Below are 22198 nucleotides of genomic sequence, written 5' to 3'. Positions count from 1 at the left end.
CCAGCATGGGGCGACAGAGCACCGAAGAAGGACGGCGCTATGCCTCTCGAACGTTGGCGCCTCGGACCGTGATTCATGGCTGTAGCTGGCGCTAGCCGGCCATCCACGGCCGTTTGCGCGCCCCTGTCAAGTGGACATTCGAACGTCGGCTTCGCTCAGGTAACCGACCTTCCTCGAAAATTATGTTCGATGCGTCCCTCGCTTTTTACCAACTTTCGCAACAGCGCTTTCAGAAACCCATAACGGAAGCGTACAACCCGTGATCGTTCCGGTAATTTGCGGCCAGGACTGCTGAGGTGCGTTCAACAATTAGGGATGGATTCATTTCGTATACCGGTTGGCCGTAAACCGGGCATGTGCGTCGTTGCACCGTCAAGCCGCGTGGGTCAAGCCCGCGCTGAGGACATGAAGATGACGCGCTCACCTACCGTTCTGTAGCTGACCCGACCATATCAACGAAACTGACGATCAAGCTTCCCGTGGCGTTCGCAGCCTCGCTATTTCCGATGATCGCCGGTGCGATGTACGGACTTCATTCGCAGGATCAGTCGATTACGGCATACCACACCGTTGTCCGCGATAACGTCGCCAACGAACGGGTAGTCACCAGCATACTGGTGACATTCAAGATGCAGGTTCAGGAGTGGAAGGACATTCTGCTGCGCGGGAAGAACCCCGCGAAACTCACGAGCGGATGGGCGGCTTTCGAGCAGCAGGAGCGTTCCGTCCACGAGCAGACCGCCATGCTGCTGGCGAAACTGGGCGACGGCAGGAGCCGTAAGTTGATGGAGCAGTTCGCCACTGCACATTCGATCATGGGTGCGGGTTACAGAAAGGGGCTTGAAGCCTTCAAGGCGGCAGGTTTCGATACCTCCGTGGGGCGCAGTATGCGTGCCGGTGTTCTGCGTCGGACTGTCGCCAGTCGATACTGGCGGACGTCGCTTGAGCGAGGCGCTTCAGGAAGCGGTGGGGCGCAGCGATGTCCCCGCAGGCGGCTATTATCCCGCGCAGGAGTTCGATGGCATTGTCAGCGTCGGCGCGGGGGCGGTTTTCATCTTGATGTGCTAAAAGCCGCATCGCTACAACGGAATGCATCTGGTGAAGCGCCAGGCGCAAATGCGAAAAAGCAGTTGTCGCTGGATCTGAACGGGGCGGGCTGATTTCGAAGCCAACGACGGCATGGTTGGCACAAGCAAGGGAGGTGTCTTATGCGACAGCGGAAGCTTGCATGATCGCCAACGGACAGATGAAGTGTGCTCGCGGAACCCATCTGTCCACCGCCGATCAATTTTACGACCTCGCAATATAAGCAGTACTGTGCATATCGAGCTCGTTCACCCCGCATTCCTCACTGCGACAAAACCCTTTCGAATGCCGGGCAGGCCCGACGGCGCGCCCCCAGGCAGTGGACCGCGCGGGCGGCGGATCGCGGGAGATCCGTCACAGCGTTCCGGATGGCTCCGTGGGCACACCCGAAGCGTCGGCATGCGCGTCTTCATCGTCGATCTCGGCACGCGCCTGTTCCCAGTATTCCTCAGGTGTCCCCTTGGGCTCGGTCGCCTTTTCCCACAAACGGTAAGCCCTGGTCCTGATGCGTTCTTCCACCGACATGTATTCCATGTTCATGCTCCTCACGAGACCAGAAAAAAGACCTGCTCCGGGTTTGCGGAACTTGCCGTTTGAAACGGATTGCGCGGCGGCAACATGGAGTGCAGCAAGCGCTGTTCCTTGCTGGGGCCGACCGCCGGCACAGGTCGTCCGTCTTCGCGCGCGGTACGAATTTTTCCTCCACTGCCCTTGCCCTTGCCGACAGAAGGTGAAAAGCCATGATCCAACGAACGATCTCCGATGGCGTCGGGCCGCGCATCGCGCGGAACAATTTTTGCAGCACGCCTTCGTATCTGAGGCTCACCCAAGCCCCCATTCATGCGCGAACACGTAGGTCATCGGAGCGCCTGGGCCTGAGCGCAACGAACACCGCGCCGGAACGCCCCTCTTAATCCTCGGCGCACTCGGCGTGGTGCTCGGCGACATCGGCACCAGCCCGATCTATGCGCTGCGGCAAGGCGTGCTCGATGTCGGCGCGCCGACTGAGCAAATCGTCATGCGTAGAACGCGTTAAAGCCGTCAACGTTGAGACAATAAAAATGTCAATTCGCTGTACCACATTGAACGACTTCGCAGCCCACGGCGTGCGTGCTGAAGCAGCGCCGGCTGGCGAATCAGACGTTGCCGTCTTCCTCGCCAGCCTCTCTTCGGCATGGAAGGAAGGTGAGGCACGTCCAACGCACCGAAAGCAACCTAAGGCAAAGCACTGGTGGAGAAGTCGGGTGGATCCGTTCGCCGACGTGGCCGCTAATCGAAGGACGGTTGAATCCGCCCTCTATGCCGGCCAACGTATTGATGGATCGGTTGGCCGAGATGTTTCCGCAGGCGTACGCAAGTCAGGCACAACTACGAACGCTGCAGCGCCGGGGCAAGGCATGGCGAGCAGAGCGCGTAAAAGAACTGATTCTGGGCGGCCTGCGAAAGTCCGCTGATGCGCCAGCCGAAGTGTAGTTGCGGAGACGTCGAAAGTCGCCGGGGGCCGGGCGCTCCGCGCCCGGCAAACCACGAAAGAAGAGAAGAAAGAAAGCGAAACGACAACAATCCGTCCGGGTAACATTCCTTCATGAGGCAACACGACCGGACGTAGTCATTGTCGCCGCCCACAAGGGTTTGCCGCGTTGAGACGACGAGGCAGGGACGCCCGCGGCGACCCGCTCGTATCAGGTGGTCGAATTTGAACGCGCTTATTGAGGCGCTTTACTCAGCGCTTTCCAAACGACTTTTGCGGCGGTCTGAAATGCGCCCAGATCAGGCGCGTTATCTCCAGCTCGACGGATAAAAACGACCAGGCCCTGCAAGTGCGAGACGAGCAAAGCACCTCGGAGCGCGCATTCCCCAGACGTCAGCGCCGGGTTTATTTTCGCAACAAGACTCGTAAAGATTTCCTGGAATTCTCCCGTGATTTCCGCCGTCAAATCGCGCGCAAACTCCTCATGCTCGGCCAAACTCCACGATTCGAGGGCGAAGGCGCTCGTGCTGGTGCCAGGCCGCGTCAGTGCAGCAAACGCCTCGTCGACGATCGCATCGAGGCGGGCTTCCGGCGATCGAAGCTTATCCCTGGCGAGCGTTCGATAAAGCTCAAGGTAGCGGTTGGCCATCGCTCTCAACGTGGCTCGCAACAGGTCTTCCCGGGTACCGAAATAGTGCTGCAAGGTGCTCAGGCGAATACCCGCATCGCTCGCCACACGGCGTTGTGTGAACCCTGCGTTACCTTCGGTAGCGAAAACGCTGATCGCGACCTCGAGGATCTCCGGCACGCGCGTTGTTCTGTTGCCTCGCCGCCGGGGCTCGCCTGGCGCGCTCGAGCCTAGCATTTCCGCCGATGTGATCGTCATTTCTTTCATCTGCGCCCAACTCCTCAGTGACGGGTTATCTCCGCAGGACAGTTCCTTCCGGCCGCCGAAATGGTGCGCCTGACTCGGCTCGCGCCTGGCTCAAGAGGGGATTCGTCAGTCAGTGTCGCCGGGCCGCCGCAAAGCGGAAGCAGCCGTCCCTTCCTGTCATTCGACCTATGTATGGTAGGTCAAGAAACCAATTAAGCACAGTTAACATACTGCCCAACACCCGCTTAACGACCAATTGCTTGGGCTTGACCCACCGAGCAGTTGCTAAATCCTCGTACTTATTGGTATTTCTCCCCTCGTTACTGGTCTTGATTATTGGTCTAACGACCACTAGTATTTGGTCATAAGACCTATTTCAGCAGCTCAGGTTGCTGAATGCGTCGAGGCGGCTGCCGTAGTCAAGGAGAAGCTGACGTGTTGATGTCCTACCCCCTGCGCGAGTTGCAAACTGCGATCTGGGCGCCGTTCCTTCCCTGGCTGCAGGCCACCGCCAGCTTCCTTGCAGGTTCCGGCAACGCCGCTTCCGCGCTGCCCACCAGTCAGCTCGTGGCCGGCTGCGAGCTGTTGGCGCGGCTCTGCAAGCGCTACCCGAAACCGGAATTCGGCCTGACCGACGCCGTCGTCGAGGGTCAGCAGGTCGCGGTGACTGAAACTGTCGTGCTGGACCAGCCGTTCTGCCGGCTGCTGCATTTCGAGCGCGCCACGCCCCACAGGCATCCCGTCGCGCTGGTCGTCGCGCCCCTGTCGGGCCATCACGCGACGCTGCTGCGTGACACCGTGGCGGCGATGCTGCAGGATTTCGACGTCTACATCACCGACTGGCGCGATGCCCGCACGGTTTCGCTCGCCGAGGGCGCCTTTCACCTGGACGACTACGTCGCGTATCTGCGCGAATTTCTGCGTTTCGTGGGACCGGACGTTCATGTTGTATCGGTCTGCCAGTCGACCGTGCCGGTGCTCGCCGCTATTTCGCTGATGGCTGCCCATGGCGAGACGACGCCCAGAAGCATGACGCTGATCGGCGGCCCGATCGACGCGCGTCGCGGCCCGACGACCGTCAACGAATTCGCCGTCAGCAAACCGCTCGACTGGTTCGCACACGAACTGATCGAGACCGTGCCGGGTAACTATCCCGGTGCCGGCCGCCAGGTGTATCCCGGCTTCCTGCAGCACGCGGCCTTCGTGGCGATGAATCCCGAGCGCCACCTGGATTCGCACGTGCGCTACTACTGCGACGTGGCAGCCGGCAACAGCGAAGCCGCCGACGCGCATCGCCGCTTCTACGACGAGTACAACGCCGTGCTCGACATGGCGGCCGAATACTATCTGGAAACGGTTCGGGTGGTCTTTCAGGAGTTCTGCCTGGCGCGCGGCACCTGGCAGGTGCGCGGCGAACACGTCCGCCCGGGCGCCATCAAGGCCACTGCACTGATCACCGTCGAAGGTGAGCGGGACGACATCTGCGGGCGGGGCCAGACCCACGCGGCTCACGATCTGTGCACGGGACTCGACGCGTTGCTCAAACACCGGGTGACGGCCCGCGGCTGCGGCCACTACGGGATTTTCTCGGGCCATGCCTGGCGCACTGCGATCTATCAGCAACTTCGTGACCTGATCTATCAGCACGAATCGCACGTCAGCAACGAATCGGCGGCCGACTTGCACACCGGTGTCCTCGAGGACGTGGCGGCCTGACGGCGCACGGCAAGGGGCGCGCCCGATCAACGGCCATGGGGTTGAAGGAGCAGCAGATGAACACCGATCAGAAGTCCTTGCGATGGTTGATCGACAAATGGCTGGCGCCCACGCCGGCCATGCCGGTCCGCCTGACCCGATACGGTCGTGCAAACTCGAGCCATAGACGCTGCGTGCGCGTGGAGTCGTTGCGAACGACCGGCTCGCTGGCCATTTTCTTCTTCCGGCACGATGACGGATCGTGGCGCGTGTTCCCGCCCGCGTCCAGACGGCCAGTGATGCATGCCTACCCATGAACTGGATAGACAGACCTGGCAAGTCAGCTTGGGAAGTCTGGGCGGCCTGGTCGGCCGTGTGATAACACGGCCGGGCTCGCATTTTTAGTACAAGCCGCGGTTTCGCGTTACGGACGTCTGGAATCGCCCGGCCTTAAATGCTGCCTGGTGCTCGCCATATTTGCGGATGGCGAGCGCCAAGGAGATCCTGCCTCGGAGGGGACTGCGATGAAACGGCGTGCGGGCGGTGTTGGAGCAGTGGGGGGCGGTGGCCGTTGTGAGGGTCCTGGCAGTACGACGAACCTGGGACCTGTCCAATGAGCAGGTATTCGAAGCGCACTGCGCTTATCACGCGTGGAACTGCATGTCTATCGTCCCGTTCCCGGCTGGGCACTTTCCTATGTTCCCAGGAGTTCATCGAGACTAGTAGAGATCCTGGGCCGGATCCTGCTGGCAAGGCAATGCCGGCATCAGGTCGGACCGATTTCTGTTTGAGGAACCCGGTCTTGCTGGATGCTGGGAGGTCCGCGATGCGTGCTTACCGGCTTGCGGCGTGAGCGACGGGTCGATAGTCGAGCGATCTGAGGAGAACGGAATGAACATCCTGGAACTGGCGGGGAATGCCGGAATGCTGGTCGTACTTGATGGCAGGATCGGTTGCACCGACTACCGAAGCGTCCATGGAACCCTGGATGCGTTTCAGCGTTTTGTTCATGCGTTGGAGTCGGCATTGAAGAATGGTGAGGAATCCGATTGGTCTCGGTGTCGGGGAGGCCTGTGCGCCGAGTCTTCGTCATCCATGAAGACATGGTGCCGGAGCGCCACCAGGGAGGCCCTCACGCTGACCTGGAATGCGCATATGAGCGCTGGCCATGAAACCGGAGCGGGTGCAGGACATGCTGGTTCCGGATCGTGAGCAAGCTCGATTGAGTGGAGCGACTGATGAAGGTTTCCGCAATCTACACCTGGGTAACGGTGCTTACTGCTATCGCCGCGGGGCTCGCTTCGGGCTCGTCCTACGCCTACGCGCTCGATCCGCAACTCGACTGTCGATCGAACGCACACGCGTTCATCGCCCCGCTGCTAAAGAGCCAGTATATCGATCCGAATCCGATGCGCGTCGAAGCAAACTCGGTCAATGCATTTCGACCGGCGCACGGCAGCAAGTTGACGGCATTTGGCTTTCCCGTCTACGCCGTCCTCGGGTATGAACACGACGATGCACTGTTCAAACGCGGAGATGGCCGGCCCGTCCCGGACTCAGCCTATGGGGTGGTAGTAATCGGCCCCACCGAGTCAGTAGAAGCGCACGCGCGCCAGACCGGCAGCGGCGCTGTCATTCATCAAGTTGTCCCCCTCTTGCTAACGGCCATTTTCTGCAGCGGACCGTGACGCGCCCAGCGATGCCGTCATGCATGCAGTGGGATGGCGTTGTTACATGAGTGTTTGCGTCGCCGTAGTGCAATCAATGGGCCTTCCGGCGTGGTCGACTTGACGTGGGCCGCATGAGTTCTGCAGATAACGTATGGCATCCATCATTAATGGTCACGGTTGGCGGCTTCGACAATTGTCCGCCGCTGCTAGGCGGTGAGTCGCGCCTCAAGTTCGTTTCGATGGCACGATGCGTTCATCCGGTGTCTGGGTAATGCGAAGTGCTGACGGAACGGTCCGACCGCAACGCCTGCGTGCGCTGCGGAATCCTTTCATGCGTGTGATACAGGGATTTTGCTTTCTTCATCCAGACATCTTACCCGAGCGCCTTCTCAACCTGACAGCGCCGTCTCGGCCGCGCGCAACCGGGCCGCTGACGCAGAAGCCGGTGACTGCTTCGCTTGTCGAAAATTCGAGGAATGCCGCGAAAGTGGCAGGGACGTACGGCCTGTCATCGAGCTAAAGCCAACACTCGCGTAATCGCAACGTGCAAGTAATATGGATTACCAATTACATGGCAGTCAAATGCCGCAGCCCCGCGCAGGAATGACTCAACACTGCCGACGAGGCCGCGGCCACGCTAACCGGCAAGAATTGCATCGGCTAAGTTTTGCAACGAGATACGGCTGTTGTGAGAAGTAAATTATCCAAATAGCCTGGTTTCGCGATGCTTTTTTTCACTCGTCCCCATCGTTCACGCAACTAATCTTGTAGCTAAATTTCAACTAAAGTTGTAACGCCCCGCGTGTCTTGCTACCACGTGTGCGCTTTTTCCTGCGTATGCGCCTGAGCAGGTCACTCGGCTTCCGTGCCATGACCGCTTTGGGCGCCCGGGCCGGCCATTGCGTTGCAACTTTGGTTGGAATCGCACATGGCATTACAACTTTAGTTGACGGCGTCGTCCCGGGAGCGGGAACGGAGAGCACCGATGCCACAGGGGACCGGGGATAAAGGGCTTTGTCGCGGTAAGGTTCAAAGAGCGAGCGGAATCGATATGCGAAGTACTGCTTATGTTGCGAGCTCGTAGAATTGGTCAGCGGCGGACGGATGGGCTCCGCGAGCACATTTCATCTGTCCTTTGGCGATCATGTGCATAATCTCAATGCCGGCCAGAAGGATCCGGGCACAGCGAAAGGTCTTGAACCCCAGCATGGGCCGCGTTCGTCGCTTGATCGCCCGATGATCCTGCTCGACCAGGTGTTGCCGTCCTTGTCGACGGCCCGGTAAAGATACCGCCAGTCCCCCTTGACGCGTACTGTACGTTTCGTCCATCCGCCAGCTCTTACCCACGGGGCGCTTGCGGCGGCGAAACGCTTTCTCCAGCACCGGCAACACCTTGATGGCCCAGCGGTGCACAGTCGAATGATCGACCGAAACGCCGCGCTCAGCCGTCATGTCTTCAAGGTGCCGTAGGCTCAGCGGATAAGCCACGTACCAGCGCACGCAAGTCAGCATCACGTCGAGCGGATAGTGCAGGCGTTTGAGCACTCGGGCCATCGCCGGATTCATCGTCTTCATCGAGCTTTCAGTCGTCCGTGTCGTTCCGCCCATCATAGCGGACCGCCTTACTGCAACAGAACCGCCTTGGCGTACGCGATGGCGAATTTGAGCGCGGCCTTCTCCGAGGCAAAATAGGCGAGTATGCCGAATGCGCTGCGCTTTCCGGTCGGGCTGGTGACAAACGCGCTTGCCGCATACCCTGGCACCGACATCGAGGGGAGAGGCACGATGACGTGTTCTTTGTGATGGATTGGCTTGGACTCCATGCCGTGCCTCGGGTATATGCGATGTGTCAGTCTAAAACGTCGCAGCGCTTCGTTATGTTCGGAATGTTACGTTCGCGGGCAATCCCGACCGTCAATGAATTGGATTTCTGTTGCTCGGAAACGCCCAGGCCGGACCACAATAATTTCCGCGCCCTCTCGACAGCGGCATCGTGTCCGAATGGGCACAGGCGAGCCATCTTGTCTCTGGACAACATCTGAAGAAACCCGTCTTGCACAGAGGGTGGAAGGGCCATCAGGAACTCCAGCTTAATGGGTGTGAACAGTCGATGGTAATGCGGCTGCGGCATTCCATCAGGGCGAGTGCGGGAAAAAGCTAATGTCTAGCGACTGCCGCCTCACAAAGCTCACTCGTGAGATTGCCGTCTGGGTGAGGTCAGGTCTGTTTTCTCGAGCAGCGCATCGAAGGCTTCCCGCGCGTCCTTCAGTTCCTGCATGGCCGCCGCGAATCTGGCCAATGCCAAGGTCGATGGTTGCTCATGTGGGTCTCCTGCGTAGTGCGCTTCCAGCCGTAGTGACGCGGCTTGTACTTCTCGCGCGGCGGTCACCACGCGCTCGAGGGCGTGTGCCTCCGCCGAGACCTTTTTCTCTTTCATCGTGGTTGTTTCCTGGGGACTGGGCGCGACCACCGTCCGGACGCTTCGGTTGGCGTTTGGCGTTGCTTCCCTGAGGCTGCCTGCATTGGAAGCACGCAATGTGCCGACTCTAAAAGATGCGTCCGATTTAATCGGTGCGAGACGTCATAGATGGTCGCCGCTGGAGCCGCGTCATCGGTCCGCAAAGTCTGCTGCCGACAATACTATCGGGGCGCCGGTCTTCTTGAGCAGTCTTCTTTCAACGGCTGCCGTTATGCGCTGGTGTCCGTCGGCAAATGCTTTCAATGTGCGCGCCTCGTTAGCACCGGCCGGCAACCAGAAATGCCGTTCGAGCGCGTCGCACGTGATTGAGCAGTGCACCGACTGGTTGCGAAAAGATGCAACGAAAGCAACGACTTTTCCGTCTGAAGAAACGCACGTTTCCGCGGTGAAGGTGTCGTCCATAGTTGCATAGATTCCTTATTGACCGAACGCAGGGTTGCCGCCGAAAGCACCCGCTGGCTTACCCGGTCAATAATAAATCAGATGGCCCCCGGGGTTGACCGCTGTCGAGCCCTATCGTTAAGCGGAAGCGTCACCGCAGCCCATAGAGTAACCGGGCGCAGTGCAGTCGGGATGGTTCGCAGCGGCGCCTGTCCCGAACGATAGCCCGAGACTTTTTTCCCTTGTAGTTGCATCTGCAACCAACTCCGACTTCGATGGCATGGTGCAATAGAAACTCCGAAGTTGCTATCGATGAGGCGAGTTCCGCCTAAATGTGCGAGCCCTCCGCGGGTTTGCCTAACTCATCGCCTGTTCCGGACTGGAGACGGATATTTCAGGCGGGAATGCATCGATGCTTTCCAGCAGTCTCTGCAGTCGTTGTTGCTGGTTCGGTGAAAGTCCCTGCGTCGCAAGTGCCTGAAGCACGCGCCTGCGCCAGTAAGTTCTGGTGAATAGAGACTCCGCTCCTTCCGCACCCAGCACCTGCTCGAGATGGTCAGTCGCGGGGTCGATATTACGGAATGTGTAGGGACTCACGCCCGTCGGGTTTCTGTCAGTGAAGGTCATTGCGTGCGCTCTGATTTACCTGCTTTTACTTTCCCGCGTGTGTCCGAAAAAACGGTCGCGCCCAACTTTACTGATATGAAAAATACGAAAAATAGGTCGGGATTTTGAAATCAAGCAATACAGCAAACAGACTGCTGCGATGACCCAATCACACGGCGCTAGCGCCAGCACATACGCCTGCCGCGCGGGTCTCGGGCGGGAAGACGTGCCATGTGCCGTCATCGTGCCGGAAGAAAAAAAGCGCAACCGAACCTTCCGGTCGCTGTACCTCGACACGTGCGTAACGCCTGCGGCTGGCGCCTGTGCGACTGAATCGGATTACCCGAACCGGCGTCGCCGCAGTTGGCGTCAGCCATTTTTCAACCAGCGAACGCAGGGACCTTTCTGCCGTGTTCATCCGCTCCTCCTTCAGTTTCGTTACCGTCGGCTCGGCGTTGCCCCGTGGCACTCACCTCGATGTGCCTGCGGCCTCGAAGAAAGTGGTCACTTCGCGTGATGGATGCCGGACAAAATCAAACGAAGCTACGGCAGGCGACCTGCGCAACGGCGCTTGAAAATTTCTGGCGCAGGAGACGAGTTCCGCGACCGCGTGCGAGGCGCACCGGGCGCCTCGCACCGCCACAGGCGGCCACCCCGCAAACAAGGCGGGCGGGGTGCTCGCCTGAACGATTTGACAGTAGTGAGCTACGACAAAACGCTATTACTTCTCACTGGTTTCGACCGGTGCTGCAAGCTGTCGAGTCCGCTTTGCCGTGGTCGACGCCGCCGCGCTGATATTGCTCTCCGCAGTCTCTACCGCCTGCTTTGCGGCCTTCCTCGCAGCTTCATACGTCGTGTTCGCCGTCTCGCTTGCCGTGGTGATGAAGGTCTTCCACGCAGCCACGGCGTTTTCGCTTCCTGCCGGCGCGTTCTTCGCGATGCTGTCGACAAATGCCTGTGCATCGTGCTGGAACTGCTTGATTTTTGCTTCGGCGACGGCGGCGAATTCGGCTTGAGTGCTGGAGATAATTTCGTAAACGTGGCGCCAGTATGACTGTGCTTTTTCTATGGCGGGTTGAGCCTGGCCTGCCTGTTGAGCAAAAAACTCCTGCGGCGCTCCGGCCGAAAACGCCTTGACCAGGATTTCCTGATTTTCGGCGAGGCCTGATTTGACTGCTTGCATGTTCAATTCGACCAGCTTTTCGACGGCGCCAAATGATTTCGTCAGGAGGCCGAATGTTGTGTCAACACCAGCTTTCTGCGCAGCGACGATTTGTTCCGGGGGAATACTGCTCATCATTAACTCCATAGAGGATGTGGGACCAGCGTCCAAGGTTCCGATGCACGGAATCGCGAGCTATCAGCCACCAAAAGCCACAACGTCGAGCAATTGATGCGATGCAGCAAAATCATTCTAGAGCGGCTCGGGCGAATGTCAATGACCTTTCGGCACGCATCAGGCGCGACCTAGGAGGTCGACGCCGAAAGCCTTACTGGCATTGGCGAAGATGAATTTAAGTAGAAACCCCAGCAGTCAAACGGTACAGGCTTCCCACATATTGGTGTTTACGATGACTTGTGCAGCGCCGCAGAAAATTTGTACAGTCATGCTCGTTCCGACGTTGTGCGGAGTTGTTTCCGCTCGCGCGTTCAGTTGCTGGTCGCGACGCGGTACCTACCCGGTTCGCCAGAAGGCTGGTGCACGGCTTCGTGCTTCAATGGTGGAGTGATCGAGGAAGCTAGAGGGCGAGACCGCAGCGTCCGCACCCGGTGTGAAAGCGTCATCGGCCCCATCGCCTTAACGGCGCCCTGTTTGGGCAAGGGGGACAGTGCTGGCATCGAGCTTCAACGGACGGGTGATTGCCATCGTGAGGGCGGTTCGGCACGTTTCGTAAGCGGAAAAGTCCGGCTCACCGCTTGATGTTGCGTTCGGATTTTCCAGGAACTGCTTTTCGCTTGACGCAGATGTTTGTTCCGGTAAATCGTTGTGCTACCAGACGGGACAGAATTTTGGAGTACTGACAAGGTGATGTAGTCCGCCACATTGAGTCACGAGGTTGTCATGACGAACCAGTAACGTCACTCGACGCCGCGGACAAACCGGCGCTGAAATCTATAAAGAATAAAGCTGAGAGACCTGAGCGATGAATCGGCATCTACAAAATATTGGCCACCTCGAGCGTAGCGTCGAGGACGACCGCCTCAGGCGCGCGTTGGCCGCACGGCTTGACAGGGCATTCAAACGGGCCCGAATCAGCTCAGCCCACGCAGCGAAGAGGTTAGGCGTGAGTGAAGACGACGTGCAGTATTGGCGCAGCGGCATCACAGTGCCTCCGCTGAACGCCTGTACGCGTCTCGCCGCTGCTCTTAATCTGGATATTCACTGGCTCTGCACCGGGCAGACTCACGTCGTCTAGCGAGCGTACTCGCGCGCAGCAAGTCAGGCAGTCCTCCCGTCGGTCTGGATGCCTCTTGCTGTTCCTTCCTGCTCGGCGTCCCGTCTGCACGAACGCCGCCTGCGGGTAGTCCAGTCCACCCAGGATTTACCGTTGAGTCGGGTAGCGCTTTGAAAGCTGGCAAACACAACCTCGCATCCGCTAAGGCGCGGTGCCTCGGGCATTACCAGAGGGAGCTGGCGCGAACTGCCTCGCTCATTTCGAGCACGCTGTGCGCGGAAAGCATGGCGGCAGCGATAAGGGAAACCGTTCTCCTGTTTGAGGCATCTCGCGGACGCGACGACATGGAGCCGTTCGCGCGCGCACTTCTTGATAGGTTGGGAAAGCGTGGAAAGCCTGAAGCAGTGAAGGTGCTTCTCGACTTCATCGAGCGTGGCCGCTTGCCAGAGGCGCCACCCACTGCGCCCTCCGGCCCCATCTCTGCTCGCAGGCCCCGAAAGCGTCCAGAGCTTGCACTCCCGGAACGCCAGGACGCAGAGGGCGGACTGAGCAGAAGAGTGAAAATCTCTGGCGCGATGCCGCTGGACACGGGAGCGTCGCTCTTCGCACGGGAAAAGCAGTCATACCGAAGCCGCCACGTCGGTGTCCCGAGTGACTTAACGAGGAAAACTATTCTATTCCCTAACCGTAACAGCAACTGAGGGCAGAGCATGTCAAAGCGAATCGCTTACGTAACCGGGGGTATGGGTGGAATTGGTACTGCGATATGTCAGCGGCTTTACAAGGACGGGCTAACTGTCGTGGCCGGATGTGGACCGAACTCGCCGCGACGGGAACGGTGGTTGGCCGAGCAGGCTGAGCTTGGGTTCTCCTTCACGGCTTCAGAGGGCAATGTCAGCGACTGGGAGTCGACAGAGGCCGCTTTCGCGAAAGTGAAGAAAGCGGTCGGTGAGATTGACGTGCTGGTGAATAACGCCGGCATTACGCGGGACGGGACGTTTCGCAAGATGTCCAGGGAGAACTGGAACGATGTCATTGACACGAACTTGACAAGCCTCTTCAACGTGACCAAGCAGGTCATCGAGGGGATGGTCAGCAGGGAGTGGGGGCGAATCATCAATATCTCATCCGTGAACGGTCAGAAAGGACAGTTCGGCCAAACGAACTACGCCACAGCGAAGGCTGGCATTCACGGCTTTACGATGTCGCTCGCGCAGGAGGTAGCGACAAAGGGCATCACGGTGAATACGGTCTCACCAGGCTATATCGGAACCGACATGGTTCGGGCGGTGCGCCCCGAAGTGCTGGACGCAATCATTCAGGGCATTCCGGTGCGCCGTATTGGGGAGGCGTCGGAAATTGCGTCAATTGTCTCGTGGCTTGCCGGCGATGAATCCGGCTTTGCGACCGGTGCTGATTTTTCGCTCAACGGTGGGCTTCATATGGGTTGAGGCCTCTTTGGACGCGTGGTCCGCGCAGGTCGCTAGAGGTCCCGGCCTGCGTTTTTGACAAGGTGACGACGAGATTCAAGCCGCTTTGCGGCACGCACATTGATGGCTCAATACAGGACCAGTCGCGTCACATTAACGACCGATGTGACGCGCAGAAACGGTGTCAGCGTGGTAAGCCTCTTCCTCCTGATTCGCTGCGCTGTGAAATCCAGCAAACGAAAATGCGGCATTAAACTTTCGTGGAATGAATATGGCAACCGGGGCAGTAAAATGGTTTAACGACGCCAAGGGCTTCGGCTTTATCACGCCGGACGACGGCGGAGAAGACCTGTTCGCCCATTTCTCTGAGGTTCAGGGCAGCGGCTTCAAATCATTGCAGGAGAATCAGAAGGTAAGCTTCGAAGTGAAGCAGGGACCGAAGGGCAAGCAGGCTGCCAACATCAAGCCGCTGTAACAAGCCCGACACTCGTCGCGATGAATGGGCCCGTAATGCGGCCCATTTCGCAAAACAGACGGACAACCAACCGGAGACCGGCATGTGCGATGTGCCGCATATCGAACCCTCGTCCTACCAGGGTACCCGCAAGACGTTGCGCTTTCTTGCACGCGACGCCCGAAATCCTGGCGCAGCCCTGGTTTACTGGCTGGGGGTGACGGAGCCCTCTGCGGAACCCAGCTTTTTCAACGCCATGCAAACATACGGACCGTTGATGCAGCTGGTTCTACCCGACGAACGTCCAGGCGTCTTCGTGAAACGGGACGCCGTTCAAAAAGTCCAGGATTGTGGAGTTGTAAAGCGACTCGTTTTCATGGACGAGTCATCGCTCGACGTTCGATATGGCGGCCCGTGCCGCGACCTCTTCAACGAGTGAGTGACGCTGGCGTGCCTCTGTGGTCGCGGGAGACGGATAGCGTCCGTGAATAACGGCAACGGAACGGTGATGCGACTTCGCAGCTAGCGGCGCCATTGTTCCAGGCGAGCCTTCGCTGCACGGCTGGACATGACCATCAAGCGCGCAAAGGTTACTTCCAGTCGGGTGGGTTTTGTCGCATTAACGCGGTCAAGTAAAATCCGTCGACCGCAACGCATGATAAGCATCATGGCAAAGACGAAAACGCCGCGCAAGACGCCGCCCGCTGGCATTGGCAAGGTACTGAAGCGGCTGCACTACCCGTTGGACGTGATCCTGCTGTGCGTGCGGTGGTACGTGGCGTACTCACTGAGCCTACGTAACCTCGAGGAAATGATGGCCGAGCGGGGTATCGAGGTGGATCATTCGAGCGTACACCGGTGGGTTATCAAGCTGCTGCCGGTGCTTGAAGAAGCATTCCGCAAACGCAAACGGCCTGTGGGCAAGAGCTGGCGCGTCGATGAGACCTACGTCAAGGTCAAAGGCCAATGGAAATACTTGTACCGTGCCGTCGACAAGACAGGTAATACGGTGGATTTCCTGCTGCGCGCCCATCGGGACAAGGCCGCGGCGCGCCGCTACTTCGAGAAGGCGATTGAACAGAACGGCGAGCCCGAGACAATCACCGTGGACAGGAGCGGCGCGAATCTGGCTGCGCTTGAAGCGCTCAATGCCGAGCGTTTAACACCGATCAAGGTCCGTCAAAACAAATACCTGAACAACGTCGTCGAGCAGGATCACCGTGCCATCAAACGCATCATCAAACCGATGCTGGGGTTCAAGGATTTCCGCTGTGCGCGCATCATCCTGTCTGGCATAGAAATCGCACACATGATCCGCAAGGGGCAGATGTGTGACGATGACGTCGCCCCGACTGCAGCTGAACAATTCTACTCGTTGGTAGCGTGAGCAGTACTACCGCTATCACGCTTTGCTCAGGCTGTAATCGTTAGCGCGACAGAACCCGAACTTTCGCGCACCGGGCCCCGCCACCTCGATGCGCTTGATGCGCTTGATGCGCTTGATGCATCATGGCACGAGGGGGCCTGCCACGCTACCACTTACTCACAACAGGACAGCTTGCTGCAAAAGCTCGAGCGCTTTCAATTCGTCCAATTGCCCCGTGCGTGCTTTACTTGCAAGCGTCTTGATCAATGCTTCCGCTATCGGTTCAATACCATGAAGATTGTCCAGGCTGGTCATGCAAGCGAAGGGGACCAGTACCGGGTTTGGCTGCGGTATGGCGGAGGCGGGGAGCGACTCAAGGGTTGCCGGTGTGGTTGCCGCGGCTTCCCCATTACTTTCTTCAAGTGAGTGACTGGCAAGATCGTCGGGGAAATCACTTGCATGATCTTGCGGGCTGACGACGATCGTCTCATTCTCTGCTGCAACATCCGCCGAAACAGGTGAGGGCCTTTCCAGATCGCCCAGGGCGCCCGCCCGCGCGCGCCCCGTGCGCGCCTTCGCATTGGCGAGCTTTCCTGGTACGCCATCATTTGCAGCGGCCGCAAGCGGCTCGTGTTGTTGAACCGATACGCGACCGCGCGAAGCAGGCGTAAGCATACGCGACACCGACTCTGGGATCTCGGCCTCGGAGCGCGGCGTGTCCAACCAGCCAACTGGCAATCCCAACTGCTCCGTGAACCGGTTTGCTTCGACACTGTCCATGCGCTTCTTGCCATGTAGTCGATCGGCTATGTTGAATGCACTCATCTCCATGACCACGCCAAGTCTTACTTTCGATCCGTTGCGACTCGTGAGAACGTGGAGGTTAGCGCGTCGGATGTTCTCCACCTCAGCGCTGTCGCTCAAAGCCAGCGGTTGCTGTTGGGGTGTCTTAGGAGACGTCTTGTATTTCGAAGGCGAAGCTTTGAGCGGCGCGTGAGGTTTAGTCTCTCCGGCCATTTCGCTTCGACTATTCTTGACGGCTCTGGGTGACACGCCAGTTGCTTTCTTTGGCATTTGCGCTTCCTCGGATAAACTATCTTTAAGAAATGATTGCTGATCGACGTTCAGGGCAGAAGCCCGCGTGGTTGCTTCAGGCACGTTTGATTCGTCGTCCGTTTGAATGAAGTCGAGCGGTGACTTCAGACGAGTGATTGTCTCTGCCGCGAGTACGGGATTGGGCTGGTCAAAAAAGCCGTGCGGCAATCCAAGCGTGGTTTCCATGTGAAAGGCGGTCTCGGGCGTGAACCGCTCGCCCTTCATCAGTTCGGCCACGCGCGTCATGTTCGATTCAAGTGCTATCGCGATATTCTCCGCGCCCACCGCATCGACCAGAAACTGAAACGATCTTGTTTTGAAAATTGAGGCAGTCTGGGCGGGGTCTCGAGGAGGCGCCTTCACATACGGTTGTCCCTGCCGGCTGGGCGGGGATTTTTTTTCGTGGCGAGGTTGGCGTTGGCCGCTGTCCCGGGATCCCGCATATCGCCCGCGGGCTTGACTCATAACGTAGGGCTCCATGCGATGTTGATACTCTGAATATCTTGATTATAGAGGCGACGTTGTCATCTAATGCGTCAGTTGCTACATATGCGTCCTCCGCCACCGGCCTCCAGCGCCCAAAAGACCGTCCTCATGCTGTCACATTTCGACGTTAAGCTTTTTCGCCCTCGGTAGTAAGCCCACCGTTGTGTCGGTCACCGAACGCCCGTCACCGCAACACCTGACGACGATCGTTTCTCCCTTTGCATCAGGAGCATCCCGTGCTGAGCGCCCACGAATTTGCAACATTGATGCTGGTCAAGGACTCCGCCGATCACATTGCCGATCGGGAAGAACTTGGAACATTGCTTGAACGCCAGCTTGTCGCACTGGAGCGACTTGCGGGCGGGGCAGTATGCCCTCGCATCACGGAGGACGGGGAGTCTCTTCTCCGTAACCTTGCTTTTATCAATTGATGAGAGAAAACCGTCGGGTGCCTGTCAGGATTTTCCACCCGCCCGACTCGCAGGCGGTACTGCCTCAACGCAGCGCTTCCAGGCGACGTTGGCAACGTTTGTCGTCTCCACCGCGTCGATAGCTCTGCATGGCCTTTGTGCGGTCCGGGGCAACGCTCCTGTCTTCTGCGCCCCACACGCCTTCCCAGAAAAGACCGAGATTGTGTGCCGAGGCTTTATGCCCCAGTTCAATGGCCTGCTCGTAAAGCGAGCGCGCGCGGCTCACGTCCACCTGCATGCCTCTTCCGAGGCGCGCGCTATCGGCCAGCGCGGCGGCGGCCATGCCGCGCAGACGACCTTCGGCGGTTTCATCCTTCATCACATCCTCGAGAATCGCGTTACCTCTTCCCAGGTCCGGCTCCGCTCCAGTCGGGGTGACCAGAGAAATGGCCATTGCCAGTCGCCAGGCTGGATGACGGTTCGCGCCAAGGCGCTCGAGTAACCAGCGTCCCAGATCGGGTGCGCGGTTTAACGTGCTGGTGAGCAGCGCATTTGCGATGGCAGCGAGCGACTCCGGTGACAGGAATCCAGTCTTGTTTGCCGCAATGACGTGACGGGAGAACTTTTCGACATCCAGTGTAGGGTCGGCGCGGCGCAACTGATGCCATTCACGCTCGATCGTCCCAACCCAGCTTTCCATTTGCACGGTGAGCAATCCGTTGGTGAAGAATGCACCTGATTCTAGCTCACCTTTTGTCGATTGCAACCTGCGGATCAGATAGAGACTGCACGAAGACCCTAGCGGTGCGATTTTTCTACATAAGTGGTATCGCAATGAAGATCGATGGCTGCAGCGCGGTGCCCGTCATCGGAAGAGCGCGTTGAAAATACCTGGGGCAGTCAACGGGTGGTTGACTACAACGTGAAGGTCCGCGTGAAGTCGGACAACACGGGTGTCGACATTGCGAGTGTGAAGGTGTCGATGAACCCGTTCGACGAAATCGCCGTTGAAGAGGCGGTACATCTGAAGGAAGCCGGCGTGGCGACGGAAGTGGCCGCCGTGTCGGCGGGCGGGTCGCCCAATGTCAGGAAACGCTGCGCACGGCGCTGGCGATCGGGCGCGTACCGCGCGATTCTGATCGAATCGAATGAAGGCCTGCAGTCGCGAAGCTGCTGAAGGCGCTGGTCGACGAGGAGCGACCGCAAGTGGTGAACCTCGGCAAGCAGGCCATCGACGACGATTCGAACCAGACGGGCCAGATGCCGGCTGCGCTGGCGAATCTGCCGCAGGCGATCTTCGCGTCGAAGGTTGTGGTGGCTGACGGCAAGGCGACGACGGTGTCGCGTGAAGTCGATGGCGACGCGGAAACGTTGTCGCTGAAGTTGCCCGTTATGTCGCAGTCCGGACGATAATATTGAATTCATCGCAACGGTGGCTGTTTTATCCCATCCATAAATTGGACGGTCTCGTAGTCACGCACGAGTTGACGTCGGCTTCCATCGCGTGAAGACCTTTTTCGCCTTGAAAGTTGGATCTGAAGGCTTGATTGAACCGGTTGTTCAAGTAGGAACTGACTTCCTCAATCTTTTCGGGACTCCCTGAGTTCGTGAAGAGAACTGACCTGGGTGAAGCAGCGTCATAGAAAAGGTTGTGCGGCCACTTGGGTACAAAGTTCGCGGGCCTCTCGTCGGTAATCCACATGGAACCGATAAGCTTAAGCTTGGCGCGATCAAATTTGAAGTGCAACACCTTGCTCGTGTAAGGTGTGCCAATGCAAAAAAGAAGTTACCAACAACTGCAGCCTGAAGAACGCATGACGATTGCAAGCATGAAGCAGCAGGGTTCGAGTGTTCGGGCCATGGCCCGAACACTCGGCCGCGCAGCATCAACCGTGAGCCGCGAGCTGACCAGAAACGCGTGTTCTGCCGTGGGCTATGCGTCTGCACCGGCGCAGGCGCTCAGCAGGAGCCGACGTGAGGCTGCGCGCCCGTGTCCCAAGCTGCGCCCTCAAAGCGTGTCGTGGCGCGTGGTACTCACCCTGCTGGAATGGAAGTGGTCGCCCCAGCAGATCTCAGGTACCCTCAAGCGCATGTGGCCCAACGATCCGACCCAGCACGTCTCCCACGAGACCATCTACACAGCCATCTATGCCCAGCCACGCGGTGAGCTGCGCCGCCAGCTTATCGCCTGTCTGCGCCACGGCCACAGCACGCGTATGTCACGCAAGCGGGGCACTGACCGGCGCGGCCAGATCCCCGACATGGTGAGCATCCATGTGCGCCCGCCTGAGGTCGACGACCGGGTGATGCCAGGCCATTGGGAAGGCGACCTCATCAAGGGCGCTGGCAACCAGTCTTCCGTCGGCGTGCTGGTTGAGCGCACCAGTCGCCTGGTGCTGTTGGCGAAGATGGAAGACGCCACCGCCGCCTCGGCACTGGCGGGCTTCACTGCCAAGCTGAATTCGATCGCTGCCCCTCTGCGCCAGAGCTTCACTTACGACCAGGGCAAGGAAATGACCCGCCATCAGGAACTCAGCGCCGCCACCGGCGTGCGCGTGTACTTCTGCGATCCGCACAGCCCCTGGCAACGCGGCACCTGTGAGAACACCAACGGGCTGCTGCGTCAGTACTTGCCAAAAGGAACCGACCTCTCGATCTACAGCCAGGACGACCTCGATGCCATCGCCGACAGCCTCAACAGCCGACCGCGTGCTACGCATGTATTTCATTCGCCATTCGAGGTGTTCGAACGTATGCTCGCAACCGCTTCGATAACTTCAGCTTCCGTTCATTAATCTTACTGTGTCACAAAATTCATTTGCAGCAAGGTGATACCTGGTAGTATTAAATAATACAGACTTCGGGCGATCACGATGAGTGGAGATGTCGACGAATTTGACGCGTATCTGAATCATCTGGGGCAGGCGTTAGGGCACGCCGATCGCCATGCCGGCCTCAAGGGTTACTGTTCGGGCTTGGTGTTGCCGCTGTCGCGCAAGAGCGTCGAGCCGATGGCCGCGCACATTGATCCACTTCACGCGAGCGCGACGCACCAGTCGCTCCACCACTTTGTGGCCAAGGCAGACTGGTCTGACTGTGCGGTATTGCAGCGGGTACGCGAATGGGTGATGCCCGCGTTAGACGCGCACGCTGCGGAAGAGACCGGCTACTACTGGATTATCGACGACACCGGTATTCCAAAGAAGGGACGTCATTCGGTTGGTGTGGCACGTCAGTACTGCGGGCAGCTCGGCAAACAGGACAACTGTCAGGTCGCCGTGAGCCTGTCGATCGCGACACAACGCGGCAGTTTGCCGATTGCCTGGCAACTGTATGTCCCCAAAGAATGGATTGACGACCGGGAACGTGCCCGTCGCGCTGGCATTCCCGACGATCTGGCTTTCGAGACCAAGCCGCAGATTGCGCTGGCCCAGCTTCGCGAGGCTATGGCATCCGGCATTGCACCGGGCATCGTGCTGGCCGATGCCGGATACGGCGACGAAACTGCTTTCCGGGACGGGATAACTGAACTGGGTTTGCTGTATTCAGTAGGGATCCGGCCGGGCACCTCGGTGTGGGCACCCGGTACGGCGCCGCTGCCTCCTAAACCCTGGAGCGGGCGCGGCAGGCCACCGGCGCTGTTGCGCCGTGCGCCTGGCCATGAACCGATCGCCGTGAAGGAACTGGCCATGCAATTACCCGTGAACGCCTGGCAAGCCGTAACCTGGCGCGAAGGCAGCAACGCAGCACTTTCGTCTCGCTTTGCCGCTGTACGGGTTCGTCCAGCACATCGCGACTATTGGCGAAGCACCGTTCGCGACGAAGAATGGCTGCTTGTTGAATGGCCTGATGGCGATACGGAGCCGCTCAAATACTTTCTCACTACCGCCCCCGGGGAGGCAACACTTGAGCAGCTTGTGTTCGTGACCAAAATGCGCTGGCGCATCGAGCGCGACTATCAGGACCTGAAACAGGAGTTCGGGCTCGGTCATTACGAAGGGCGAGGCTGGCGTGGCTTTCACCACCACGCCACACTGAGTATCGCTGCGTATGGGTTTCTGATGGCTCAGCGACTCAGAATGCAATCAGATGGACGCGATAAAAAAAACTTCCTTGAACGCGCGCTGTCTGCCCTTCCCCCGGATTACATCCCCCGGGGTAGTCCAGCGCGCTCAACGCCACGTTCCTGATTCCCTTACTACGTTGCGTATCCTGCTTGGAATGCGGCTCATGCAACGATGGCTCTCTTCCCGAGCGGCAGATAGATTCCCCACTTATTTTGTGACACAGTAAGATTAA

25 protein-coding genes and 3 pseudogenes are annotated in these 22198 nt (G+C 58.8%); 16 read left to right on the top strand and 12 right to left on the bottom strand.

The annotated features are described in order from the left end of the window. Positions 1-479 precede the first annotated feature (479 nt). A complete protein-coding gene (locus HWY30_RS28515) occupies positions 480-1160 on the top strand; it encodes a hypothetical protein (RefSeq protein WP_143037356.1) in 681 nt (226 codons plus the stop codon). A 68-nt stretch (positions 1161-1228) separates the two neighbouring features. After that, a pseudogene (locus HWY30_RS28510) lies at positions 1229-1309 on the top strand (IS6 family transposase); the annotation flags it as partial. Between the two features lie 131 nt (positions 1310-1440). Here HWY30_RS28510 and HWY30_RS28505 read toward each other — a convergent pair. Further along, positions 1441-1620, bottom strand: coding sequence for a DUF2934 domain-containing protein (locus tag HWY30_RS28505; protein ID WP_244145043.1), 180 nt, complete (start codon positions 1618-1620; stop codon positions 1441-1443). Between the two features lie 11 nt (positions 1621-1631). Beyond that, positions 1632-1916 (bottom strand): hypothetical protein, encoded by a 285-nt coding sequence (locus HWY30_RS28500; RefSeq protein ID WP_143037355.1) that lies wholly within the window; start codon positions 1914-1916, stop codon positions 1632-1634. A 29-nt stretch (positions 1917-1945) separates the two neighbouring features. Between HWY30_RS28500 and HWY30_RS43090 the strand changes: the two genes are divergently transcribed. Continuing rightward, positions 1946-2122, top strand: coding sequence for a KUP/HAK/KT family potassium transporter (locus tag HWY30_RS43090; protein ID WP_425199409.1), 177 nt, complete (start codon positions 1946-1948; stop codon positions 2120-2122). 670 nt (positions 2123-2792) lie between these two features. Here the strand turns inward: HWY30_RS43090 and HWY30_RS28490 are convergent. Next, entirely contained in the window at positions 2793-3452 is a 660-nt protein-coding gene (locus tag HWY30_RS28490; protein WP_090812534.1) for a TetR/AcrR family transcriptional regulator, read from the bottom strand. A 420-nt stretch (positions 3453-3872) separates the two neighbouring features. On the opposite strand from HWY30_RS28490, the gene HWY30_RS28485 reads away from it, so the two are divergent. From HWY30_RS28485 to HWY30_RS28470, 4 genes are all read left to right on the top strand, one after another. Beyond that, entirely contained in the window at positions 3873-5147 is a 1275-nt protein-coding gene (locus HWY30_RS28485) for a polyhydroxyalkanoate depolymerase (RefSeq protein WP_090812533.1), read from the top strand. Positions 5148-5203: 56 nt separating this feature from the next. After that, positions 5204-5443 carry a hypothetical protein gene (locus HWY30_RS28480; RefSeq protein ID WP_090812650.1) on the top strand — a complete coding sequence of 80 codons (240 nt, stop codon included), beginning with the start codon at positions 5204-5206 and terminating at the stop codon, positions 5441-5443. Positions 5444-6017: 574 nt separating this feature from the next. Continuing rightward, a complete protein-coding gene (locus HWY30_RS28475) occupies positions 6018-6338 on the top strand; it encodes a hypothetical protein (RefSeq protein WP_176078963.1) in 321 nt (106 codons plus the stop codon). 26 nt (positions 6339-6364) lie between these two features. Beyond that, the gene (locus tag HWY30_RS28470) at positions 6365-6814 is read left to right on the top strand and encodes a hypothetical protein (protein ID WP_090812532.1); all 450 of its coding nucleotides are present in this window, start codon (positions 6365-6367) and stop codon (positions 6812-6814) included. Between the two features lie 188 nt (positions 6815-7002). Here the strand turns inward: HWY30_RS28470 and HWY30_RS43085 are convergent. The 7 genes and pseudogenes from HWY30_RS43085 to phaP form a co-directional block, all read right to left on the bottom strand. Next, positions 7003-7129 (bottom strand): annotated as a pseudogene (locus HWY30_RS43085) (IS6 family transposase); the annotation flags it as partial. Between the two features lie 732 nt (positions 7130-7861). Continuing rightward, positions 7862-8371, bottom strand: a pseudogene (locus tag HWY30_RS43080) (IS6 family transposase). A 47-nt stretch (positions 8372-8418) separates the two neighbouring features. Beyond that, positions 8419-8619 carry a hypothetical protein gene (locus tag HWY30_RS28460; protein WP_090812531.1) on the bottom strand — a complete coding sequence of 67 codons (201 nt, stop codon included), beginning with the start codon at positions 8617-8619 and terminating at the stop codon, positions 8419-8421. 365 nt (positions 8620-8984) lie between these two features. Beyond that, the gene (locus HWY30_RS28455; protein ID WP_090812529.1) at positions 8985-9233 is read right to left on the bottom strand and encodes a hypothetical protein; all 249 of its coding nucleotides are present in this window, start codon (positions 9231-9233) and stop codon (positions 8985-8987) included. A 171-nt stretch (positions 9234-9404) separates the two neighbouring features. Then, on the bottom strand, positions 9405-9677 hold the full coding sequence (locus HWY30_RS28450; RefSeq protein ID WP_090812528.1) for a DUF1488 family protein: 273 nt from the start codon (positions 9675-9677) through the stop codon (positions 9405-9407). Between the two features lie 336 nt (positions 9678-10013). Beyond that, positions 10014-10283 (bottom strand): hypothetical protein, encoded by a 270-nt coding sequence (locus tag HWY30_RS28445; RefSeq protein ID WP_090812527.1) that lies wholly within the window; start codon positions 10281-10283, stop codon positions 10014-10016. Positions 10284-10983: 700 nt separating this feature from the next. Continuing rightward, on the bottom strand, positions 10984-11559 hold the full coding sequence (gene phaP / locus HWY30_RS28440) for a TIGR01841 family phasin (RefSeq protein ID WP_090812648.1): 576 nt from the start codon (positions 11557-11559) through the stop codon (positions 10984-10986). Between the two features lie 1809 nt (positions 11560-13368). On the opposite strand from phaP, the gene HWY30_RS28430 reads away from it, so the two are divergent. The 4 genes from HWY30_RS28430 (at position 13369) to HWY30_RS28415 (ending at position 15929) form a co-directional block, all read left to right on the top strand. Then, positions 13369-14109: a 3-ketoacyl-ACP reductase gene (locus HWY30_RS28430; protein WP_090812524.1), complete on the top strand. Its 741-nt coding sequence runs from the start codon at positions 13369-13371 to the stop codon at positions 14107-14109. Positions 14110-14359: 250 nt separating this feature from the next. Next, positions 14360-14563, top strand: a complete 204-nt coding sequence (locus HWY30_RS28425; protein WP_090812647.1) for a cold-shock protein — start codon at positions 14360-14362, stop codon at positions 14561-14563. Positions 14564-14645: 82 nt separating this feature from the next. Beyond that, positions 14646-14981 carry a hypothetical protein gene (locus tag HWY30_RS28420; protein ID WP_090812523.1) on the top strand — a complete coding sequence of 112 codons (336 nt, stop codon included), beginning with the start codon at positions 14646-14648 and terminating at the stop codon, positions 14979-14981. Between the two features lie 216 nt (positions 14982-15197). Further along, positions 15198-15929, top strand: a complete 732-nt coding sequence (locus HWY30_RS28415; RefSeq protein WP_090812522.1) for an IS6 family transposase — start codon at positions 15198-15200, stop codon at positions 15927-15929. Between the two features lie 156 nt (positions 15930-16085). Here the strand turns inward: HWY30_RS28415 and HWY30_RS28410 are convergent, their stop codons facing one another. Continuing rightward, a complete protein-coding gene (locus tag HWY30_RS28410; protein ID WP_090812646.1) occupies positions 16086-17468 on the bottom strand; it encodes a hypothetical protein in 1383 nt (460 codons plus the stop codon). Between the two features lie 257 nt (positions 17469-17725). Between HWY30_RS28410 and HWY30_RS28405 the strand changes: the two genes are divergently transcribed. Next, positions 17726-17920, top strand: coding sequence for a hypothetical protein (locus HWY30_RS28405; protein WP_090812521.1), 195 nt, complete (start codon positions 17726-17728; stop codon positions 17918-17920). 64 nt (positions 17921-17984) lie between these two features. Here HWY30_RS28405 and HWY30_RS28400 read toward each other — a convergent pair whose 3' ends face one another. Beyond that, positions 17985-18665, bottom strand: coding sequence for an SEL1-like repeat protein (locus tag HWY30_RS28400; RefSeq protein ID WP_244145042.1), 681 nt, complete (start codon positions 18663-18665; stop codon positions 17985-17987). A gap of 141 nt (positions 18666-18806) precedes the next feature. Here HWY30_RS28400 and HWY30_RS42530 point away from each other — a divergent pair, with 141 nt between their 5' ends. The 4 genes from HWY30_RS42530 to HWY30_RS28385 all read left to right on the top strand — a co-directional run bounded on the left by HWY30_RS42530 (position 18807) and on the right by HWY30_RS28385 (position 22089). Further along, complete coding sequence (locus HWY30_RS42530) at positions 18807-19076, top strand: hypothetical protein (RefSeq protein ID WP_279613307.1); 270 nt, start codon at positions 18807-18809, stop codon at positions 19074-19076. Between the two features lie 29 nt (positions 19077-19105). After that, the gene (locus HWY30_RS42525; protein ID WP_279613306.1) at positions 19106-19312 is read left to right on the top strand and encodes an adenine nucleotide alpha hydrolase family protein; all 207 of its coding nucleotides are present in this window, start codon (positions 19106-19108) and stop codon (positions 19310-19312) included. 359 nt (positions 19313-19671) lie between these two features. Further along, positions 19672-20694: an IS30 family transposase gene (locus HWY30_RS28390; RefSeq protein ID WP_090811291.1), complete on the top strand. Its 1023-nt coding sequence runs from the start codon at positions 19672-19674 to the stop codon at positions 20692-20694. A gap of 78 nt (positions 20695-20772) precedes the next feature. After that, the gene (locus tag HWY30_RS28385; protein WP_090812136.1) at positions 20773-22089 is read left to right on the top strand and encodes an IS701 family transposase; all 1317 of its coding nucleotides are present in this window, start codon (positions 20773-20775) and stop codon (positions 22087-22089) included. Positions 22090-22198 lie beyond the last annotated feature (109 nt).

It is taken from the genome of Paraburkholderia tuberum STM678, assembly GCF_902833905.1.
GTDB classification, from domain to species: Bacteria; Pseudomonadota; Gammaproteobacteria; order Burkholderiales; family Burkholderiaceae; genus Paraburkholderia; species Paraburkholderia tuberum.
This window is presented reverse-complemented; position numbering and strand designations above follow the sequence as displayed.